Raw genomic sequence first — 18,279 nt, 5'->3', positions numbered from 1 at the left:
TTCCCTAGAGCGGATGATTTTAGATCGTATCGATCTAAAATCTGAATCCGCTCTAGAATCAAAGAAGTAGAGCATGATGTCGTCCGAAAACCGCATGCATTTTTCGGCATCATGCTCGACAGGAGAACGAGCGATGAAGCATATCACCCAGATTCTCGCCGCCGCGGCCATTTCGATGGTCGTGACGGTCCCGGCCTACGCCGAAACGACCCTGACTGTTCACTATCCCATGCCCGGCTTCTTCAAGAACGTGATGGACACGATCTCGAAGAAGTTCATGGAAGAAAACCCCGACATCAAGATCCAGTTCGCCGCTCCTTCGGCCACCTATGAGGAAGGCATCCAGACCATCCTGCGCCAGGCCGGCACGAGCGAAATGCCCGATGTCACCTTCATCGGCCTCAACCGCCTGCGCATGATGGACGAGCGCAATGTCGCCGTCGATCTCGGCCCCCTCGTCAAAAAAGAGGGCAACATGGCCGACCAGGGCTTCTCGGACACGATCCTGAAGCTCGCCCAGGTCAAGGGCAAGCAGGTCGGCCTCGCCTTCGCGACGTCGAACCCGATCATGTATTACAATGCCGACCTGGTGAAGGCTGCCGGTGGCAATCCGGACAACCCGCCGAAGACCTGGGATGAAGTCATCGCGCTCGCCGGCAAAATCAAGGCGCTCGGCAACGGCGTCGACGGCATGGACTTCCGCTGGCAGGGCGACGACTGGATGTTCTCCGCTCTCCTCTTCGGCGCCGGCGGCAAGATGCTGAGCGACGACGAGACGAAAGTTGCCTTCAACGGTCCTGAGGGACAGAAGGCCGTCGATCTGATCGAGCGCTTCGTCAAGGAAGGCGGCATGCCGGTCTTCACCAAGCCTGCCGGCGAGCAAGCCTTCGCTGCCGGCAAGGTCGGCTTCGAATTCCAGACCACCGGTGCACTCGTCAACACCATCAAGAATGTCGGCGCCAAGTTCGACCTGCGCACCGCCAAGATCCCGCTGATCGACCCGGTCAACGGCCGCCTGCCGACCGGCGGCAACGCCGTCGTCATCCTGACCCATGACCCGGTCAAGGAAGAAGCTGCCTGGAAGTTCGCCAAGTTCGCCGCCGGCCCCTATGGCGCCTCGGTCGTCGTTCCCGGCACCGGCTATGTTCCGAACAACGAACTCGCCGCCAAATCTCCTGAATATCTCGGCGACTTCTACAAGAAGAACCCACTGTTCCAGGCAGGCCTCAGCCAGATGTCGGTCATGATCCCCTGGTACGCCTTCCCGGGCGCCAACGGAGTCAAGGTCACGCAGACCATCGTCGACAACCTATCGCGCATCGTCGACGGCTCGGCCAAGCCGAAGGAAGCACTTGATGACGCTGCTTCCGATGTCGAAGGCATGTTGCCGCGTAGCTGATATCTGATCGCAAAATCCGCGCCGCTTCTCCTCGGAGAGGCGGCGTTTTCAATTGCGGCGATGCATCAACACGGAATGGTGAGATTGCGTACTGTTCCACCCGAGCGCAGCCGATAGGGCACGGTCAGATGACGCGGCGGGGCGGCATTTTCCGCCATGTCGAGCAGCAGCGAGGCAGCCGCGGCCCCGATAGTCCCGTCCGGTATTTCCACCGTCGTCAACGAAACTTCCGCCAACAGGCCGAGGGAAAGCCCGTCGAAGCCCGCGACGGAAATATCGCGCGGGATCGATAGCCCCTGGCGCCGAAGCGCACCCATGACACCGAGCGCGAGAAGATCGTTGGAAGCAATGATCGCCGTCGGGCTTAGCCTCGAAACCGCATCCGAAAGATCGAGCTGTTCCAGGCTGCTCACGAAGGAAATCTCAAGGGCATCGAGAGGCTGCTGTCCCGCCGCTTCCATCGCTTTGACATAGCCGAGATAGCGCAGTTTCGCCCGATCCGATGCCGCAAAATGGCCGGAGATGAACAGGATGCGGCGATGCCCCTTGTGCAGGAGATGACCCGTCAAATCCCGGCCCGCACCGAAATTGTCGGTCGCGACGGCTGCGGTGAAGCGAGCGGTCGGCAGATTGCCGAGCAATACGGTCGGCGGCAGGGCAGACGGCAAAACCAGGCTGCGTTCGGGATCGCAGAGCGTGAGGATCAGTCCGGTCGGCTGCTGCTGGAGAAGCGAGGCGACGGCATCGGCCTCTTGGGCCGGATCATAATTCGATTGTGCGATCAGTACGCTATGCCCGGCATGCAACGCCCTGTTCTGGATGCTCGAAAGCGATGCCGCAAAAACAGGATTGGTGATGCTGGGAATGAGCACGCCAATGGCCGGCCGGCCGTTACCGCTGCGGCTGCCCGCCCGATAGCCGATCTCGGCTGCGGCGCGACGCACGCGGCGCACCATTTCGTCGCTGACCGGGCCGTTGCGATTCAGCACCCGGCTGGCCGTCGCAACCGAGCAGCCGGCACGAAAGGCGACCTGCTGGAGCGTCGACATGATCTCATGCACCTCCGGCTTCAGGTCCGGCAGCAACGAGATAATATCGAGCTACTGGAGTGGCCGGCTATTTATCCGAGGTCCGTGACAGTTATTTGAAGGATTTTTGTCCCTCTCAGCTCATCCATTTCCGATGTTCCGCAAAACGCTCCGCGACGAGATCGATGAAGATCCGGGTTTTCGTCGGCAGATAGGTGCGGTTGGGATAGATGGCGTTGATCGAGAATTCCGCCGGCTTGTAGTCCGGCAGCATCCGCACCAACGCGCCGGAGGCCAGATCGTCCATGATGAGAAAGCTGGGCGCCAGGAAGACACCCTGCCCGTTCTGCGCCATATAGCGCAAGGTCTCGGCACTCGTCGTGACGATATTGCCGCCGACCTTCACATCAATCTGTTTCTCGGTCTCGGTGAAAAAACGCCAGTCGTCGCCATAGGGGTAATAGGAGTAACGCAGGCAATTGTGGCTCGCGAGATCGGCAGGCTCCGTCACGGCGGGATGCGTCCGGAGATAGTCCGGCGAGCAGACGAGTACATGCCGCCAGGGCGTCAATCGCCGTGCTACCAAGCTGGAATCGGGCGGCATCGTCGTGCGGATGGCGAGATCATAGCCTTCTTCGATCAGGTCGATCATCCGTTCGCCGATGCTCAAATCGACCGTCACGGAAGGATAGAGGCTCAGATACTCGCTGATGACGGGCGACAGGAAGCGGGTGATATGCGTGCTGGTGTAGAATTTCAGTGTGCCGCGCGGCGTCGAGGTCGCAGCGCCCGCGGCGCTGTCGGCTTCCTCCAGATCGGCGAGAATCTGGCTGGAACGCTCGTAATAGAGCTTGCCGGTTTCGGTGAGGCTGACCTTGCGCGTGGTGCGGTTCAGCAGTCGCACGCCGAGGCGATCCTCCAATGATTGTATATGGTTGCCGACCATGGTGACCGACATGTTGAGACGCCGGGCCGCTGCCGAAAACCCGCCGCATTCCACCACGCGCCCAAACACCTGGAGGCTCGTCAGCCTGTCCATATTGACCCTCGATTATCCGCTCTGAGTTGATGATCCTTCCCGATTTAAGCACATTATCACGCGACGCGTCAGGGAGCATTCTCCAGGCAACGAAACACCGGCCTCCGCCCAGAGGTCGAGACCATGGAGAGAGACAATGGTTGAGTTGCCGCGCAAGGAACAGTTCGTTCTGGAAGCAGATGTCAAAACCCCCGCCGTCGCCGAGGCTCCGGTTACTGGAACCCCCGCCGCCGAAACCCCGAAGAACAAGTCGGGCAGCAAAATCGTCAAGCGCTCCATCATTGCCGTCGCATTGCTGGCCGGCGCCGCCTTCGCCGGCAACTATGGCTATCATTACTGGACGACCGGCCGCTTCATCGAATCGACCGACGATGCCTATGTGAAGGCTGACTACACCACCATTGCTCCGAAGATTTCCGGCTACATCGCCGAGGTGCTGGTCAACGACAACGATCACGTCAAGGCCGGCCAGGTGCTCGCCCATGTCGACGACCGCGACTATCGCTCAGCGCTGACCCAGGCCCAGGCCGACGTCAAGGCAGCCGGGGCGGCCGTTACCAATCTCGATGCGCAGATCGCCCTGCAGCAATCCGTCATCGACCAGGCCAAGGCCACCATCGTCGCCTCGCAGGCGTCATTGACCTTCGCCGAGGCCGATGCCCAACGCTCGCAGAACCTTATCCGCAACGGCGCGGGCACAACGCAGCGCGCCGAGCAGAGCCAGTCTGCCCGTGATCAAGCCGCAGCCAATCTCCAGCGCGATCAAGCCGCTCTCGTTGCCGAACAGAAGAAGATCGCGGTCCTTCAAACCCAGCATGACCAGGCCGTTGCCCAGCGCGACCGCAGCGCCGCCGCCGCCCATCAGGCCGAGCTCAATCTTTCCTATACCGAAATCGTCGCCCCCGTAGGCGGCACAGTCGGCGCCCGCACGCTGCGGATCGGCCAGTTCGTCACGGCAGGTACGCAGTTGATGGCCGTCGTTCCGCTCAACGCGGTCTATGTCGTCGCCAACTTCAAGGAAACGCAGTTGACCTATGTCCGCCCCGGCCAGCCGGTCGAAATCAAGGTCGACAGCTTCCCTGATGCCGCCATCAAAGGCCGTGTGGACAGTGTATCGCCGGCAAGCGGCCTGGAATTCTCTCTGCTGCCTCCGGACAACGCCACCGGCAACTTCACCAAGATCGTCCAGCGCATCCCGGTGAAGATCACGCTCGACGATGCAAGCCTTGCCGGCCTGCTCCGCTCCGGCATGTCGGTCGAACCCGAGATCGACACCAAGGCCGCAGTTCAAGGCGGACACTGAGACGAGGGATTATCCAGCCAGACTGGATGATCCTTCCCTTCCTTCCTCGATTATCACTTGGACCTCCCCGTGAGACTGTCTCTCCCAGAGAGCCAGAGGAGAAACGTCATGGCTACGCTTCAGATCGCCACAAATAGCAATTCCTCCGCAAAACCCGTGCCCGCCGCCGGTGGCGCGGCAACCATGAGCCCATTGAAGATGTGGACCGCCGTCATCGGCTCCACCCTCGGCGCCTTCATGGCGGTCCTGAATATCCAGATCGTCAACGCCTCGCTCGCCGACATACAGGGCGCGATCGGCGCCGGCACGGATGACGGCGGCTGGATTTCGACCTCCTACCTGATCGCCGAGATCGTCGTCATTCCTCTGACCGGCTGGCTCGTCCGCGTGTTCTCGGTGCGCACCTATCTCCTGGTCAACGCCATCCTCTTCCTCATCTTCTCGGTCGCCTGCGCCTTCGCCGCCAACCTCCAGCAGATGATCATCCTGCGCGCCTTTCAGGGCTTTTCCGGCGGCGTGCTGATCCCGATGGCCTTTACCATCATCATCACGCTGCTGCCCAAGGCCAAGCAGCCCATCGGCCTTGCCCTCTTTGCGCTGTCGGCCACCTTCGCGCCGGCCATCGGCCCGACGATCGGTGGCTATCTCACCGAGAACTGGGGTTGGGAATATATCTTCTACGTCAACCTGGTTCCCGGCGCGATCATGGTMGGCATGCTCTGGGCTTCGCTCGACCGCGCGCCGATGAACCTTGGCCTACTCGCCAAGGGCGACTGGCCCGGCATCGTCACCATGGCGATCGGCCTCGCCGCGCTGCAGACCGTCTTGGAAGAAGGCAACAAGGACGATTGGTTCGGCTCGCCCTTCATCGTCCGCCTGTCGGTCATCGCCGCCGTCTCGCTGACCCTCTTCCTGATCATCGAGCTGCGCGCCTCCCATCCGCTCTTGAACCTGCGCCTGCTGTTGCGCCGCAACTTCGGCTTCGGCATCGTCGCCAACTTCCTGCTCGGCATCGCGCTCTATGGCTCAGTCTTCATCCTGCCGATCTACCTGACCCGCATTCAGGGCTATAATTCCGAGCAGATCGGCATGGTGCTCGCCTGGACCGGCATCCCGCAGCTCCTGTTGATCCCGCTGGTTCCGCGCCTCATGAAGCGTATCGACCTGCGCATCATGATCGTCGTCGGCTTCGCCCTCTTCGCTACCTCGAACTTCATGAACATCTACATGACCGCCGACTATGCCAGTGACCAACTGTTCTGGCCGAACATCGTCCGCGCCATCGGCCAAGCTCTCGTCTTTACCCCGCTGTCGGCCATCGCTACTTCGGGCATTGAAAAAGAAAATGCCGGTTCCGCCTCGTCGCTCTTCAACATGATGCGCAATCTCGGCGGCGCGGTCGGCATCGCCATGCTGCAGACCTTCGCCCAGAAGCGTGAACAGTTCCATTCGAACATTCTGACGGACTCGGTCACGGTCTTCGACGAAGCCACCCGCGCCCGCATCGCACGACTGACTGCCTATTTCATGAACCAGGGCGTCTCGGACGTTGCGACCGCCCAGCACAAGGCCATCGTCGCCGTCGCGCTGCGCCTGCGGGAACAGGCCAATATCATGGCCTACAGCGACACCTTCTACTTACTCGGCATCGCGCTGGTCGCCGCGCTTATCGCCAGCCTGTTACTCAAGAAACCCGGCCATATCGAAGGCGGCGGCGCTCACTAAGCGCCGCGCCCCCGCCCCCAAGGAGATACGATCATGACCACCGTCAAAACCCGCCAGGCAGCAGCTTCATTGTCTGATCTTCTCGATATCGAAAATCCTGTCTCCGAGCGGGGCGCCATCAGCCCGGCCGCCATCCTCGCCCTCATCGAATGGCTCTCGGGCGACGAGGCCCACGCGCTGGATGAGGCCGGCCTGACCTTCGGCCTCGGTCGTCGCCTAAGGAGCCTCGGCCTTCCCCTCGACCGGCTGAGCTTGCATCTCATGACCCTACATCCGGAAATCCTCGGCCGCTCCATCGCCTGGTCACCGAACGAGCCTGTACAGATCCGCGACCGCGAGCATGGGGCCATTACCGAGACGTTCCTGCACAGCGCATTATGGAAGGCCATGAACACCCGCGACATCGTCATTGCTGGCCGGGGCGACGATGGCGACCGGTGGGAACAGCTCGACACATTTGCCGGCCGTGGTCTGGTGGAACTGATGATCGTGCCGCTCTGCAATGCCGACGGTCCCGTCAGTGCTGCCTCTTTCGCCACCAAACGTCCCGGCGGCTTCACGGCATCGGAACGGCAACTGATCGAGCGCATCATGCCGTCGCTGCGCAATGCCTGCGAACTGCGGACGCTGCGCCAGGTCGAGCTCAGCCTGCTCGATATCTACATCGGTCCGATGACGGCGCAGCGCATCCTCGCCGGCCATATCCGCAAGGGCGAGATCGAGACCATGGAGGCCGCGCTCATGCTCTGCGACCTCCGCGGCTTTACCGAACTTTCCAACCGCCTGCCCGGCGAGCGGGTGCTGGAGCTGCTGAACGTCTATTTCGACGCTGTCGTGCCGGCAATCGCCCGCGAAGGCGGCGAAGTCCTGAAATTCATGGGCGATGCCGTTCTCGCGGTTTTCCCCGGCTACGATGCAACCCGCTCCAGCGATGCCGCGCTCGCCGCCGCCAATACCATCCTCGCCCGCCTCGAAACGCTGCATTTCCCCGATGCCCGCCTGCAGGCCGGCATCGCCCTGCACTATGGCGAAGTCAGCTACGGCAATATCGGCTCAGGCCGCCGCCTGGATTTCACCGTCATCGGCCCCGACGTCAATCTCGTCAGCCGGATACAGGGCGTGTGCAGCGATAGCGGCGAGCCGCTGCTGATGTCAGAGGATTTTGCCAAGAAGCTCGGCTATCAACCGAGCATCTCGATCGGCAGCCGACCGCTCAAGGGATTTGACGAAGAAATCGAGCTGTTTGTGCCACCCATCCGATGACGTCTATCCTGCCTCAGAGCGAGGATATCCCCATCGATTGCGGCAGTGAGACTGCTGACGCGGATGACATATTAGCGATAGGACATTTATATCACACCTGGACTCAATTTGCTGCTTTCGCGCCACTCTATCTAGGATAGTGGTCCGAAAATTGGTAATCGTCACTGGCATCGGTCTGAGAAGGGGCCGGTTGTTGTGAGGCTGGGGCGTAGCAACAATGCATCATGGTGCGGGGTCGGAAGACTATTTCAGGCTGAGCACGCCAGCGTCTGCGCTGGAAGCTGTCCTATGCAAAAACGGAATTGCCCTGGACTGTCCCGAGACGGCTGGGGGCCGTGCCGGTGAAGCCGGTTTCGTGCTTGGCCTGCAGCGTCAGGAGCCGGCGCTGGACCGGATAAAGCTCGGCGAATACTTCGTTCCCGTCATTCCCTTTCCGCAAGGCACGATAGGGCTTGCCAGCCTCATCCTCGACCCGCCGGGCAAGATGCGCCGCGAGGAAACGACCAATATCTATCTGTCGCGCCGGACCTTCGACCAGATCGCCGACACGCTTGGCACTGAGCGTATCATCGAACTTCCCCTCGCGCCCGGCATCGCCAGCGGCGACACCGTCATCGAAAACCTGTTTTCCTGCCTGACCCCGGCCCTCGAACAACCGGATCGCGTCAGCGCATTGTTCATCGATCATGTCGGCAAGGCCTTCAATGCCCATATCGCCCAGCGCTACGGCCGCATGCAGATGACGCGATCCACCGTGGTCGGCGGCCTGACGCCTTGGCAGTTGCGCCGCGCCCGCGACACGATCAATGCCCGATTGGATCAGGATGTGTCCCTGGCGCAGCTTGCCAGCGACTGCGGCCTCTCCACCAGCCATTTCGCCCGCGCCTTCGCGCGCAGCACCGGTATCCCGCCGCATCGCTGGGTGATGCAACGCCGCGTCGATCGCGCCAAGGAGCTGATGCGGGCAGGAATGCCGCTTGCCGAAATCGCGCTGATGTGCGGTTTTTCGGATCAAAGCCACCTGACCCGCGTCTTTTCGCATTCCGTCGGCCTCACGCCGGGGCGATGGCGGGAATCGCAGATATCGGCCACTTTCGATATGGCACCGATTACGGTTGTTTGAGAGCCTCCTTCTCCCCTCGGGGAGAAGATGCCCGTCCTTCGACAGACTCAGGATGGCGGATGAGGGCGCGGCGCAAAAGCGCCGCACCATTATCTGTCAGATTGCCTTTAACGCCCGCTCACCCCGCGCTACCCATAACGGGGTTGAGCCATGGGTCTCAACCGTCCTTCGGACTCCCGATGGGGCGAGGGTAGGTCGAGATGGCGCCCTCAGTTGCCGCCGCGCACGCCATCCAGCAGATGCGGCAGCGACTTGACGCCGTCATCGCGAAGCTCGACCGGCAACAGCCCCTCCGGCAGGTCCTGGTAGGATACCGGGCGCAGGAAGCGGCGGATAGCGAGCGTGCCGACCGAGGTCGTGCGGCTGTCCGATGTCGCAGGGAACGGGCCGCCATGCACCATGGCATGGCTGACTTCGACGCCGGTTGGCCAGCCATTGGCGAGAATGCGGCCGACTTTGCGCTCCAGCACCGGCAGCAGCTTGGCGGCAACGGCATGGTCATCCGCTTCGATCTGCAGCGTCGCAGTGAGCTGACCCTCGAGCTTTTCCGCGACCGCGATCATCTGTTCGATGTCCTTGCACCGCACCAGAAGGCTTGCCGCGCCGAAAACTTCGTGGCCCAGGCGCTCATCAGCCAAGAAAGGCTCGACATCCGTCTCGAAGAAAATGCCGGGGCTGCGATTGACGCCTTCGGCCGGTGCGCCGTGAGCCACGGTCTTGACCGCGTCATGCTCTGCCAGTGCGGCAACGCCCTTGTCGAAGGCAGCGTGAATGCCCGGCGTCAGCATCGGTGCCGGCGCGCGGCCGGTAAGGGCATCGCTGGCAGCCTGCACAAAACGGTCGAGATCGGGGCTTTCGATCGCAAAAAGCAGGCCCGGATTGGTGCAGAACTGGCCCGCGCCGAGCGTCAGGGAGTCGATGAAGCCCGTGCCGATCGCTTCCGCGCGAGCCGCAAGCGCTGCCGGGAACAGGAAGACAGGGTTGACGCTGCTCATTTCCGCATAGACCGGGATAGGCTCCGGCCGGGCTGCGGCGATTGCACCAAGCGCCACACCGCCAGCGCGCGAGCCGGTGAAGCCAACCGCCTTGATATGCGGATTGCGCACCAGCGCGGCACCGGTCTCATTGGCGCCGGTCAGGAGCGAGAAGGTGCCTTCCGGCAGGCCGCAGGCAACGACGGCGGCGCGGATGGCGCGGCCGACCAGTTCGCCAGTGCCCGGATGAGCAAGATGGCCCTTGACGACAACAGGGCAGCCAGCGGCCAGCGCCGAAGCGGTATCACCACCGGCAACCGAGAAGGCGAGCGGGAAGTTGCTGGCGCCGAAGACGGCGACAGGGCCGAGCGGGATCTGGCGCAGGCGCAGGTCCGAACGCGGCAGCGGCTTACGCTCCGGCAACGCCGGATCGACACGCAGGTCGAGCCATTCGCCCGAACGAACCACCTGCGCGAACAGCCGGAGCTGACCGACGGTACGGGCGCGCTCGCCCTGAAGGCGAGCGACCGGCAGGCCGGTTTCTTCGGTGGCGCGCTCGATCAGCGCATCGCCGATCTCCATGATATTGGTCGCGATCGTCTCCAGGAACGTCGCGCGTGCCTCGGGGCTGGTGGCGCGATAGATATCGAACGCCTTGCCCGCCAGCTCGCAGGCGCGGGCGACCTCCGCCTCGCTAGCGATTGCGAAGGCTGGTTCCAGATTCGCGCCGGTCGCCGGGTTGATGGCGCGCACGGATTTGTTGTCGCCGGTCGAATCCGCGCCGATCAGCAGATCGCCGCTAATCACAAAAGACTGTGTCATGGGTATTCCTTGATGATGCCAGGGCGCCGGGAGTTGCGCCCCTCAGAAGCAGATAGCAAGATGAAATGACAGATGTAAGATGATAACCGTCATCTAAATATCAAGCCTTATCCGGGGAGATAAAGCGGCTGCGACCTTATGCACTGCAGCGTTTCGAAATCAAGGATGCTGCTGCACGCTTAAACCGCCATCGACGGTCAGGCAGGTGGCATTCATGAAGGGGCATTCGTCGGAAATCATGAAAACGGCGGCGAGCGCGATCTCCTCCGGTGTCGCGATGCGTCCGCCCGGATGCAGCCGCATCGTTTCCGCCCTGGCGGCTTCAGGGTCGGGAAAGCTGTTCCAATAGTCGATGACCTTCTGCGTCGCGACATAGCCCGGCGCCAGCGCGTTCACCCTGACACCCCTAGCCGCATATTCGAGCCCCAGCGATTTTGTCATGCCGAGCAGGGCATGCTTGGCAAGCGGATAGGGAAAGGTTTGCGGGATGATGGTGAAAGCATGCGTGGAGGCAATGTTGAGGATCGCACCACCGCCCCCTGCAATGATGCCGGGCAGCACTGCCTTGCAGCAATTCCAAGCCCCCTTGAGATTGATGTCGAAACAGCGCTGCCACTCCTCATCGGTCGTCGCCAGCGGTTCGGAGAAAACATTCACGCCGGCATTGTTGATCAGTGCATTGAGTTGACCAATCTCCCTGCCCGCCTGCGCCACCACAGCCTCGATCTTTGCGGCGTCAGTTATGTCAGCCGCCGCATAGCCGAGCACAGCACCCGCCGCCTTCAACGCTTCCGCCTCGCGCGTCAACAATGCGTCGTCCATATCGATCAGGAATAGGGCCGCACCTTCCGCAGCACAGGCCTTGGCAATCGCAAGGCCGATACCCTGCGCCGCGCCGGTGATCAGGATACGCTTGCCCGAAAGGCGGTTGCTCATGGGGGTCCCTTTCTTGAACTGAAAACCGCTAGGCGATCGTTTCCGGGCGCAATTGCAGGCCAGCCGTCATCGCCTCGCCCGGCTCCAGCACGGTGAGATCGCCGAGGTCCGGCAGGTTCTGGCCGTTTGCGAGATGCGACATCGGTTCGAAACAGAAATAGTCGCGCTGGAAACCCGGATCGAAGCCGGCATCCGAAATGAAAATGAAATAGTGCTTGAGCCGCCGGTCCGCCGTCAGATGCAGCCGCGCATCATGCTCGGGCCAGGCGATCTCCGCGACACCGTTCCATCCTTCGAAACCGTTATTGACCCAGCGATGCGGCAATCCGCGCGCTGTTGCGAAATCGAGGTCGCCGGGAATATCCGCCGCCTCTCCCGGCAACCAGCCCTCCACTTCCGTCCAGAACCGCCGCGCCGGCGCCTTGAGGGTCGTGGCAGGTGTCATTGGGAAGTAGGGATGCCAACCCAGGCCGAAAGGAAGCGCCTCCGCTCCAAGATTTCTGACGTGAAGATGCATGTCGAAGCGATCGTCACGAATGGCGAAGCGTTGCCGCACCTCATAGACGTAGGGCGTGCCATCACCTTCATGCGAAAAGCCGAATTCTACCTCGCTGCCGCTTCGGCTGAGAACAGCCCATTCGGATTGCCAGCCTTCGCCATGCAGATAGTGAGAATCCCAGTCCGTATTGGGCTTGAGGACATAGTCCTTGCCGCGGAAAGTGAAGCGATTGCCCATCACCCTGTTGCCGAAGGGAACGAGCGGATAGCAAGCGGAGGAGAGCGCATCTGCGTCATCGGATCGCGCTTCACGCAGCAATGGCAGACGCATGCCGTTTCTCTCCCACCAGAGGCCCAGCACGATGCCGCCGCGTGTGGAAAGCCGTGCGGTCAAGCTGCTGCCCGTGAGCTCCACCACCGTCATCTCCAGCCCTTGTCCTCCATGTGCATGGGTGAACTCGGCAGGGACGGTAGTTTTCATCATATTTATTGTCAACATAGGTAGTATTTATATAGAGTCCGCGTTGGGATCGCCGTGCTTGGTGATCGCGTAGGGAACAACCGGAGAGGCGGCGTGAGCGGCGGCAAAACAAGGGGAAAATTGACTGCGGCAATGCCCGGGCTTTCGGAGGGCGGCAAGCGCAGCGTGCGCGAAGCGCTGCTGCAGCGCTTCATCGACAAGATCATCTCTGGCGAAATGGCGGAAGGATCGACGCTGCCGAACGAGACGGAGCTGACCGAGCAATTCGGTGTCAGCCGCACGAGCCTGCGCGAAGCCATGCAATATCTGGCGGCCCTCGGCATGATCCGCTCGCGTACCCGCGCCGGCACCACCGTGCTGCCGCGGGAAAACTGGAACTATCTCGATCCGCTCGTGCTCGACGCCACCCTGCGGCTCGGCAATGACGAGCGTTTTCACGCCTCGCTGATCGAGGCCCGTCAATTGCTGGAACCCGCCGCCGCTGCCCAAGCCGCCGCCAACGCCGATGCTCACCACCTATTCCGCATATCGAAAGCCTTCGAGGAGATGGTGGAGGCCAATGCCCGCGACAGCGAGGCCTGGAGCCGGGCCGATCTCGAATTTCACACCGCGATCATCCGCGCCAGCGGCAATTGGGTCTATCTGCAATTCGCCACCGCCATCCGCGCAGCACTGCTCGCCAGCTTCCGCCTGACCAACCGTGCCAGCCCGTCGCATGAACAGGCGATCGCCATGCATCAGGACGTATTGGAAGCCATCCGCATGCGCCGCCCGGACGAGGCCCGCAGCGCCATGGAGCGCCTGATCGGCGTTGCCCGCGAGGAGATTTCGTATGCGTTAAGGAAAGCCCGGAGTTAGCCGTATGGTATTGCGGCCAAGTTCATGCCAATTTACCGGCCACCCGAAAGACTGAACGCGGCCAAGTCCTCATGTCCATTGCGCTTCTCGCCGATCCGATCGTCCAGTTCTGCATCTTGGTGGTCATCGGCACATTCATCAGCCGCTACCTGCTCCGCCACCGGCGCGCCGGACGGTTGATCGGACAGATTGCATTTTTCATCAGCCTGACCGCGCTTCTGCTCTATCATGGCATCATTCCCTACGAGCCGACCCCGCCGCAGCCGCAGGACACGGTGACGTTGCGGGTCTTCACGGGCTTTGCCAAGATCGTCTGGTGGATCAACGGCGCCTGGGTGCTGGTCGCCTTCGTGCGCCTGTTCCTGATCTTTGAGCGCAAGCCACGCGAAGCAAGGCTGCTGCAGGATCTGGTCGTTGGCGTGATCTATCTCGGCGCGGCACTCTCCGTGGTCGCCGATGTCTTCAGCGTACCGGTGGGAACGCTGATCGCGACCTCGGGCGTCTTCGCCATCATTCTCGGTCTTGCGCTGCAGAGCACCCTTAGCGACGTCTTCTCCGGCATCGCGCTCAATCTCGGCAGGCCCTATTCCGTGGGCGATTGGGTGGTGCTCGACAATGACGTCCAGGGCCGCGTCGTCGAGACCAACTGGCGGGCCACGCATCTGCTGAGCGGCACCAACGACCTCGTCGTCATCCCGAACAGCGCCCTTGCCAAAAGCCGGATCACCAATCTCTCAAGCCCGGACGAAAGCCACGGCGTCACCATCACCGTCCGCCTCCAGCCGACCACGCAGCCGAAGGTCATCGCCGATGTCATGCGCAACGTGCTGATCAGTTGCAACACGATCCAGAAGACGCCCGAGCCCAGCGTGATGATCAATTCGATCGACGGGCAGGCTGTCGAATTGCAGCTCAATTTCCGCATCCGTGACATATCGCAGATGACGGCCGCCAAGAATGAGATCAACGACCTCATCTATCGTCATTCCAAAGCAGGCGGGTTGAAGCTCGCGGGCCCACCCGACGCGATCACCATGCCGTCGGAATCTCAGGCCGAGGCGGCCAATGCCGCCCAGCATCCCGGGACGCCGTGGCGGCTGCTCAACAATATTCCGCTGTTCTCCTCGCTCACCGAGGATGAGAAGGAGCATCTGGCGTCGCGTATGCAGCGCCGCACCTATCACAAGGATGCCGTCATCGCCGAACAGGATTCGCTGCTGCGCGCGCTGACCATCGTGCGTTCGGGCGTTGTCAGCGTCACCCGCCGAGAGGCGCAGCGGCAGATCGAATTGACGCGGCTCGCTCCCGGCGACTATTTCGGCGAAGGCGGCCTGCTGATGGGGTCCGGCGAAGTCGGCACGATCCGCGCGCTGACCTTCGTGGTGACCTACGAGATCGGCGAGGATTGCCTATCGCCTCTGCTGCACGACCGTCCTTCCATCGCCGAAGAGCTAGGGACGATCATGTCGAAGCGCATCGAAGCCGAACGCCATCTCTTCAGCAGCAGCGACATGTTGGTCAACGGCGCACCGATCGGTACGCTGACCTCGCGCATCAAGCATCTGTTTCAGCTACAACACGATTAGTTAGTTGGACTGCGTCGGAGGTATCGTCACAGGCGGCGCCGTGAAGAATGTTCTGGCGTCTGCGGTGAATTGTTCGCGCGATGTCGGCCGCGTGTAGAACATGTGCCCGCCGCGATAGAGCTTCAACGCCACGCGGTCGGCAAAGGCCGGCGGCATATGATCGAGCACATATTTGTTGACGCTGAAGGGTGTGATGAGGTCGCTATAGCCCTGCGCCACCAGCAGCCGGAAAGACGGAACGAGGGTCAGCATCTCCTTGATGTCATCCGTCGCGCTTGCATGGAGGCGCGAACCGCCGTTACGGCCGCCCCAGTTCCAATGCTCGTTCACCGAACTCGACAGCAGATTGTAGGTCATGTCGGTATGAAAGCCGAGTTCGTCACGCGCATAGCTCGAAAAGGCACCGCCATAGGCCCGAACGAAGCCGTCGAGGACGGGATCATCACTGCGGCCGGCTTCCGATTCCGGATAAGGGTCCGGCGCCAGGAACGAAGCGTCGTAGGAGCTGACGATATCGGCGCCGTCACCATCGGAATGTTTCTGATACACCCCGCTGAGAAAGCCCTGGTTCTTGGCCACGATATCTTCGGGAATGCCGGTCAGCTTGGCAACGTGATCGTAAAAAGTGCGCCCCGCATCGCCGGTCGGGGGCGGACCTGCGAGCGTTGGAAGATATTCGTGCAGAGCAAATTTCTGGGCGTCTTCGACCGCCTGCTCGCTGAAGGCATTTTTCCGCTCCAGTTCGGCGGCCGCAAGCGACGGCAGTTCGAGCGCCGCGCCAAGCGCTAAGTCGTTCGCTCCGAAGACGAGCCGCCCTTCAATCAGCGGCGACAGCATGACGATACCGGAAATCAGGATGCCCTGATCCTGCCGCAGGCTGGTGGCGACTTTCGCCGCGCGCAGCCCGCCATAACTTTCACCGAGAATATATTTCGGCGAGGCGGCGCGTCCGTGGTGGGCGATATAAAGCGCGATCGCCTTCGCAAGGCTCTCGGCATCTCCGCGCATATTGTAGAACTCATTGGCATCATCCTGCTTGACCGTTCGGCTCCAGCCGGTGCCGACCGGATCAATCAGGACAAGGTCGGTGAAATTCAGCCAGCTATGGGGATTGTCGACCAGTTTGGCATTGGCACCGTCGCGCCCGCTGGGGCCGAAATCGAGAATGCGCGGTCCGACCAATCCAAGACTGAGAAAGGCCGAGGCGGCGCCCGGGCCGCCATTGAAGACGAAGGTGATCGGCCTGCCGGCATCCCGATTCTTGGCGACATAGGCGGTATAGAAGATTGCTGCCGTGCGTTCGCCATCCTGGCCGAAGAGATCCAGCGTTCCCGCCGTCGCCGTATAGGGAATGCTTTTACCATCGGCATTCAGCACATGATCGCTAACCGCATCCGATGGCAACAAGGAGAGAACGCCGCCACCACCTCCTCCGCCGGAGTGCCCCTGTTCCGGCGGCGCGGCAAGGGCGAGCGTCGAGACGAGAGAAAAGACCAGCGCAAGGCTCGGAACGAACTGGCGAAAAGACATGGGAACGCATCCTCCATCGGCCCCGCGTATCGACGCCGTCGCTTCGGATACTATTCCACCGACAGCGAAGGCGGAAACTCAAGAGATGTTGATCGTCGATCCGCCTGCCGCATCCCTTTGAAAGCAAAAGGCCATTGAGCGCCATCAGGCCATTTGCCAAAGTGCCGCCTCGGGGAAACGAACATTCAAACCAGACCGCAAGGAATTTGATGATGAAACACGATATTGAAATCAACGCCGCCGATGGTGTGGCGAAAGCCGCCATCTTCCGCCCCGACAACGGCGCCTCCGCCGAGCGCGGCATCATCTTCTATATGGATGCCATGGGTCCGCGCCCAGCGCTCTACGACATGGCGCAGCGGCTGGCCGATGGCGGCTATATCGTGCTGCTGCCCGATCTGTTCTATCGCTTCGGCGCCTATGGCCCGTTCGACGGTACGGCCTTCGGTGATCCGGCCTCCCGCGAAGTGATCATGGCGATGCTGCGCGGCACGTCGCAGGAGATGACCAAGCGCGACAGTGCCGCCTTCCTCGACGCGCTGACAGCAGCCGGCGCCACCGGACCGGTCGGCACCGTCGGCTATTGCATGGGCGGCGCCCGCGCACTGACGGCAGCCGCCGCCTATTCCGACCGCATCGCCGCCGCCGCTACCTTCCACGGCGGCAATCTTGCCAGCGACGCGGCAGATAGCCCGCATCGCCTGGCCGCCGATATCAAGGGCCGCGTCTATATCGGCGTTGCCGGCGTCGACAACAGCTTCCCGCCAGAGCAATCCGCTCGCCTCGCCGAAGCGCTCCGCACAGGCGGTGTGGACCATCTGATCGAGAACTATGTCGGCATGGCCCATGGCTGGACCGTTCCCGACCACGGCGTCTATGACAAGACCGGCGCCGAACGGCACTGGAAGCGCCTGTTGAATCACTTCCAAGAGACGCTGGCTTGATGTCAGCTCCCTTTTCCCAAGAGAGGAAGGCGGCTGTCAGAACTTGATCATGTCGATCTTGGTCAGCGTCGTCTTCTGTGAAACGCCTGGCGCATTGACCATGTGCCAGGCGACATATTGCTCGCCGTAGAGCTCGGTGGACGACATACCGTCGACGGGAAGGATGATGTTCATCCCGTTCAGCGCCGCATCGGTTGCCGTATCAAGAACTGCGCCTTCGGACGCCGTGCCGGTGACGATCACGGTCTTGATGCCCTTATCGGCGAGTATGTTGCGGAGATTGGTGCCGATGAACTTGTCGGGACCAGACTTGACGATCGGATCGCTTGCCAGCGGCGCAAGATCCGTGGCGATGTCCTGGGGTTCGCCCGCACCGGCGAGGCTATAGACCACGAGCACGTCCTTGCTACGGGCCTCATCGAGCAGCGTCTTGACCTTCGGCACGGAGGCGAGGCAACGCGGTTTGGTGTTCTTGTTGCACGGCCCCTTGGCCGGGTTCTGCGCGCCGTTAAAATCGAGGATCAGCAACGCCGTCGTCTTGGGATCGACTGTCACCGGCTTCAATTCCGGCGCCGCCGGCGGCTTCACCTTCTGCCAATCGTCGATGATGGTCTGGGCGGAAGCCGGCGTTGTGCCGAAGGGGCCGATGGCCACGCTCAAAGCAATGAAGCCAATGCCGAAAGCGAAGGCTGCCTTTTGCACCATACTACCGATATGTCTCATGAAATCGCTCTTCTGAACTCCATAGGTTCCGTTGGCCCGACGCTGCA

Annotated in this window: 15 protein-coding genes; 8 read left to right on the top strand and 7 right to left on the bottom strand. The window is 61.7% G+C overall.

Features of this window, described 5'->3' with window-relative positions; all coding sequences use genetic code 11:
* Positions 1-133 precede the first annotated feature (133 nt).
* The gene (locus tag QD357_RS11375) at positions 134-1,399 is read left to right on the top strand and encodes an ABC transporter substrate-binding protein (RefSeq protein ID WP_107109370.1); all 1,266 of its coding nucleotides are present in this window, start codon (positions 134-136) and stop codon (positions 1,397-1,399) included.
* A gap of 65 nt (positions 1,400-1,464) precedes the next feature.
* Here the strand turns inward: QD357_RS11375 and QD357_RS11370 are convergent, their stop codons facing one another.
* Positions 1,465-2,448 carry a substrate-binding domain-containing protein gene (locus QD357_RS11370; RefSeq protein ID WP_107109484.1) on the bottom strand — a complete coding sequence of 328 codons (984 nt, stop codon included), beginning with the start codon at positions 2,446-2,448 and terminating at the stop codon, positions 1,465-1,467.
* Positions 2,449-2,563: 115 nt separating this feature from the next.
* On the bottom strand, positions 2,564-3,466 hold the full coding sequence (locus QD357_RS11365) for a LysR family transcriptional regulator (RefSeq protein ID WP_107109371.1): 903 nt from the start codon (positions 3,464-3,466) through the stop codon (positions 2,564-2,566).
* Between the two features lie 136 nt (positions 3,467-3,602).
* On the opposite strand from QD357_RS11365, the gene QD357_RS11360 reads away from it, so the two are divergent.
* The 4 genes from QD357_RS11360 to QD357_RS11345 all read left to right on the top strand — a co-directional run bounded on the left by QD357_RS11360 (position 3,603) and on the right by QD357_RS11345 (position 8,880).
* Positions 3,603-4,769 (top strand): HlyD family secretion protein, encoded by a 1,167-nt coding sequence (locus QD357_RS11360; protein ID WP_107109372.1) that lies wholly within the window; start codon positions 3,603-3,605, stop codon positions 4,767-4,769.
* A gap of 108 nt (positions 4,770-4,877) precedes the next feature.
* Positions 4,878-6,494 (top strand): DHA2 family efflux MFS transporter permease subunit, encoded by a 1,617-nt coding sequence (locus QD357_RS11355; protein WP_414124347.1) that lies wholly within the window; start codon positions 4,878-4,880, stop codon positions 6,492-6,494.
* A gap of 33 nt (positions 6,495-6,527) precedes the next feature.
* Positions 6,528-7,757, top strand: a complete 1,230-nt coding sequence (locus QD357_RS11350; protein ID WP_107109374.1) for an adenylate/guanylate cyclase domain-containing protein — start codon at positions 6,528-6,530, stop codon at positions 7,755-7,757.
* Positions 7,758-7,974: 217 nt separating this feature from the next.
* Positions 7,975-8,880, top strand: coding sequence for an AraC family transcriptional regulator (locus QD357_RS11345; protein ID WP_107109375.1), 906 nt, complete (start codon positions 7,975-7,977; stop codon positions 8,878-8,880).
* A 209-nt stretch (positions 8,881-9,089) separates the two neighbouring features.
* Here the strand turns inward: QD357_RS11345 and QD357_RS11340 are convergent, their stop codons facing one another.
* The 3 genes from QD357_RS11340 to QD357_RS11330 all read right to left on the bottom strand — a co-directional run bounded on the left by QD357_RS11340 (position 9,090) and on the right by QD357_RS11330 (position 12,591).
* Positions 9,090-10,676: an aldehyde dehydrogenase (NADP(+)) gene (locus tag QD357_RS11340; protein ID WP_107109376.1), complete on the bottom strand. Its 1,587-nt coding sequence runs from the start codon at positions 10,674-10,676 to the stop codon at positions 9,090-9,092.
* Between the two features lie 159 nt (positions 10,677-10,835).
* Positions 10,836-11,612 carry an SDR family oxidoreductase gene (locus QD357_RS11335; protein ID WP_107109377.1) on the bottom strand — a complete coding sequence of 259 codons (777 nt, stop codon included), beginning with the start codon at positions 11,610-11,612 and terminating at the stop codon, positions 10,836-10,838.
* Between the two features lie 28 nt (positions 11,613-11,640).
* Positions 11,641-12,591 carry an aldose 1-epimerase gene (locus QD357_RS11330; RefSeq protein ID WP_331371032.1) on the bottom strand — a complete coding sequence of 317 codons (951 nt, stop codon included), beginning with the start codon at positions 12,589-12,591 and terminating at the stop codon, positions 11,641-11,643.
* A 132-nt stretch (positions 12,592-12,723) separates the two neighbouring features.
* Between QD357_RS11330 and QD357_RS11325 the strand changes: the two genes are divergently transcribed.
* Together QD357_RS11325 and QD357_RS11320 are read left to right on the top strand one after the other, a co-directional pair.
* Complete coding sequence (locus tag QD357_RS11325) at positions 12,724-13,449, top strand: FadR/GntR family transcriptional regulator (protein WP_107109379.1); 726 nt, start codon at positions 12,724-12,726, stop codon at positions 13,447-13,449.
* A gap of 71 nt (positions 13,450-13,520) precedes the next feature.
* The gene (locus tag QD357_RS11320) at positions 13,521-15,035 is read left to right on the top strand and encodes a mechanosensitive ion channel family protein (protein ID WP_414124345.1); all 1,515 of its coding nucleotides are present in this window, start codon (positions 13,521-13,523) and stop codon (positions 15,033-15,035) included.
* Here the strand turns inward: QD357_RS11320 and QD357_RS11315 are convergent, their stop codons facing one another.
* Complete coding sequence (locus QD357_RS11315) at positions 15,036-16,565, bottom strand: S10 family peptidase (RefSeq protein ID WP_414124344.1); 1,530 nt, start codon at positions 16,563-16,565, stop codon at positions 15,036-15,038.
* A 212-nt stretch (positions 16,566-16,777) separates the two neighbouring features.
* Between QD357_RS11315 and QD357_RS11310 the strand changes: the two genes are divergently transcribed.
* Positions 16,778-17,509, top strand: coding sequence for a dienelactone hydrolase family protein (locus QD357_RS11310; protein WP_107109382.1), 732 nt, complete (start codon positions 16,778-16,780; stop codon positions 17,507-17,509).
* Positions 17,510-17,545: 36 nt separating this feature from the next.
* On the opposite strand, the gene QD357_RS11305 is transcribed toward QD357_RS11310, so the two are convergent.
* The gene (locus QD357_RS11305) at positions 17,546-18,232 is read right to left on the bottom strand and encodes an isochorismatase family protein (protein ID WP_107109383.1); all 687 of its coding nucleotides are present in this window, start codon (positions 18,230-18,232) and stop codon (positions 17,546-17,548) included.
* Positions 18,233-18,279 lie beyond the last annotated feature (47 nt).

This window comes from Rhizobium sp. BR 317, from assembly GCF_047445835.1.
In the GTDB taxonomy this organism is placed as follows: domain Bacteria; phylum Pseudomonadota; class Alphaproteobacteria; order Rhizobiales; family Rhizobiaceae; genus Rhizobium; species Rhizobium paranaense.
The sequence above is the reverse complement of the archived record's forward strand: the minus strand, read 5'-3'. Positions and strand labels throughout refer to the sequence as shown.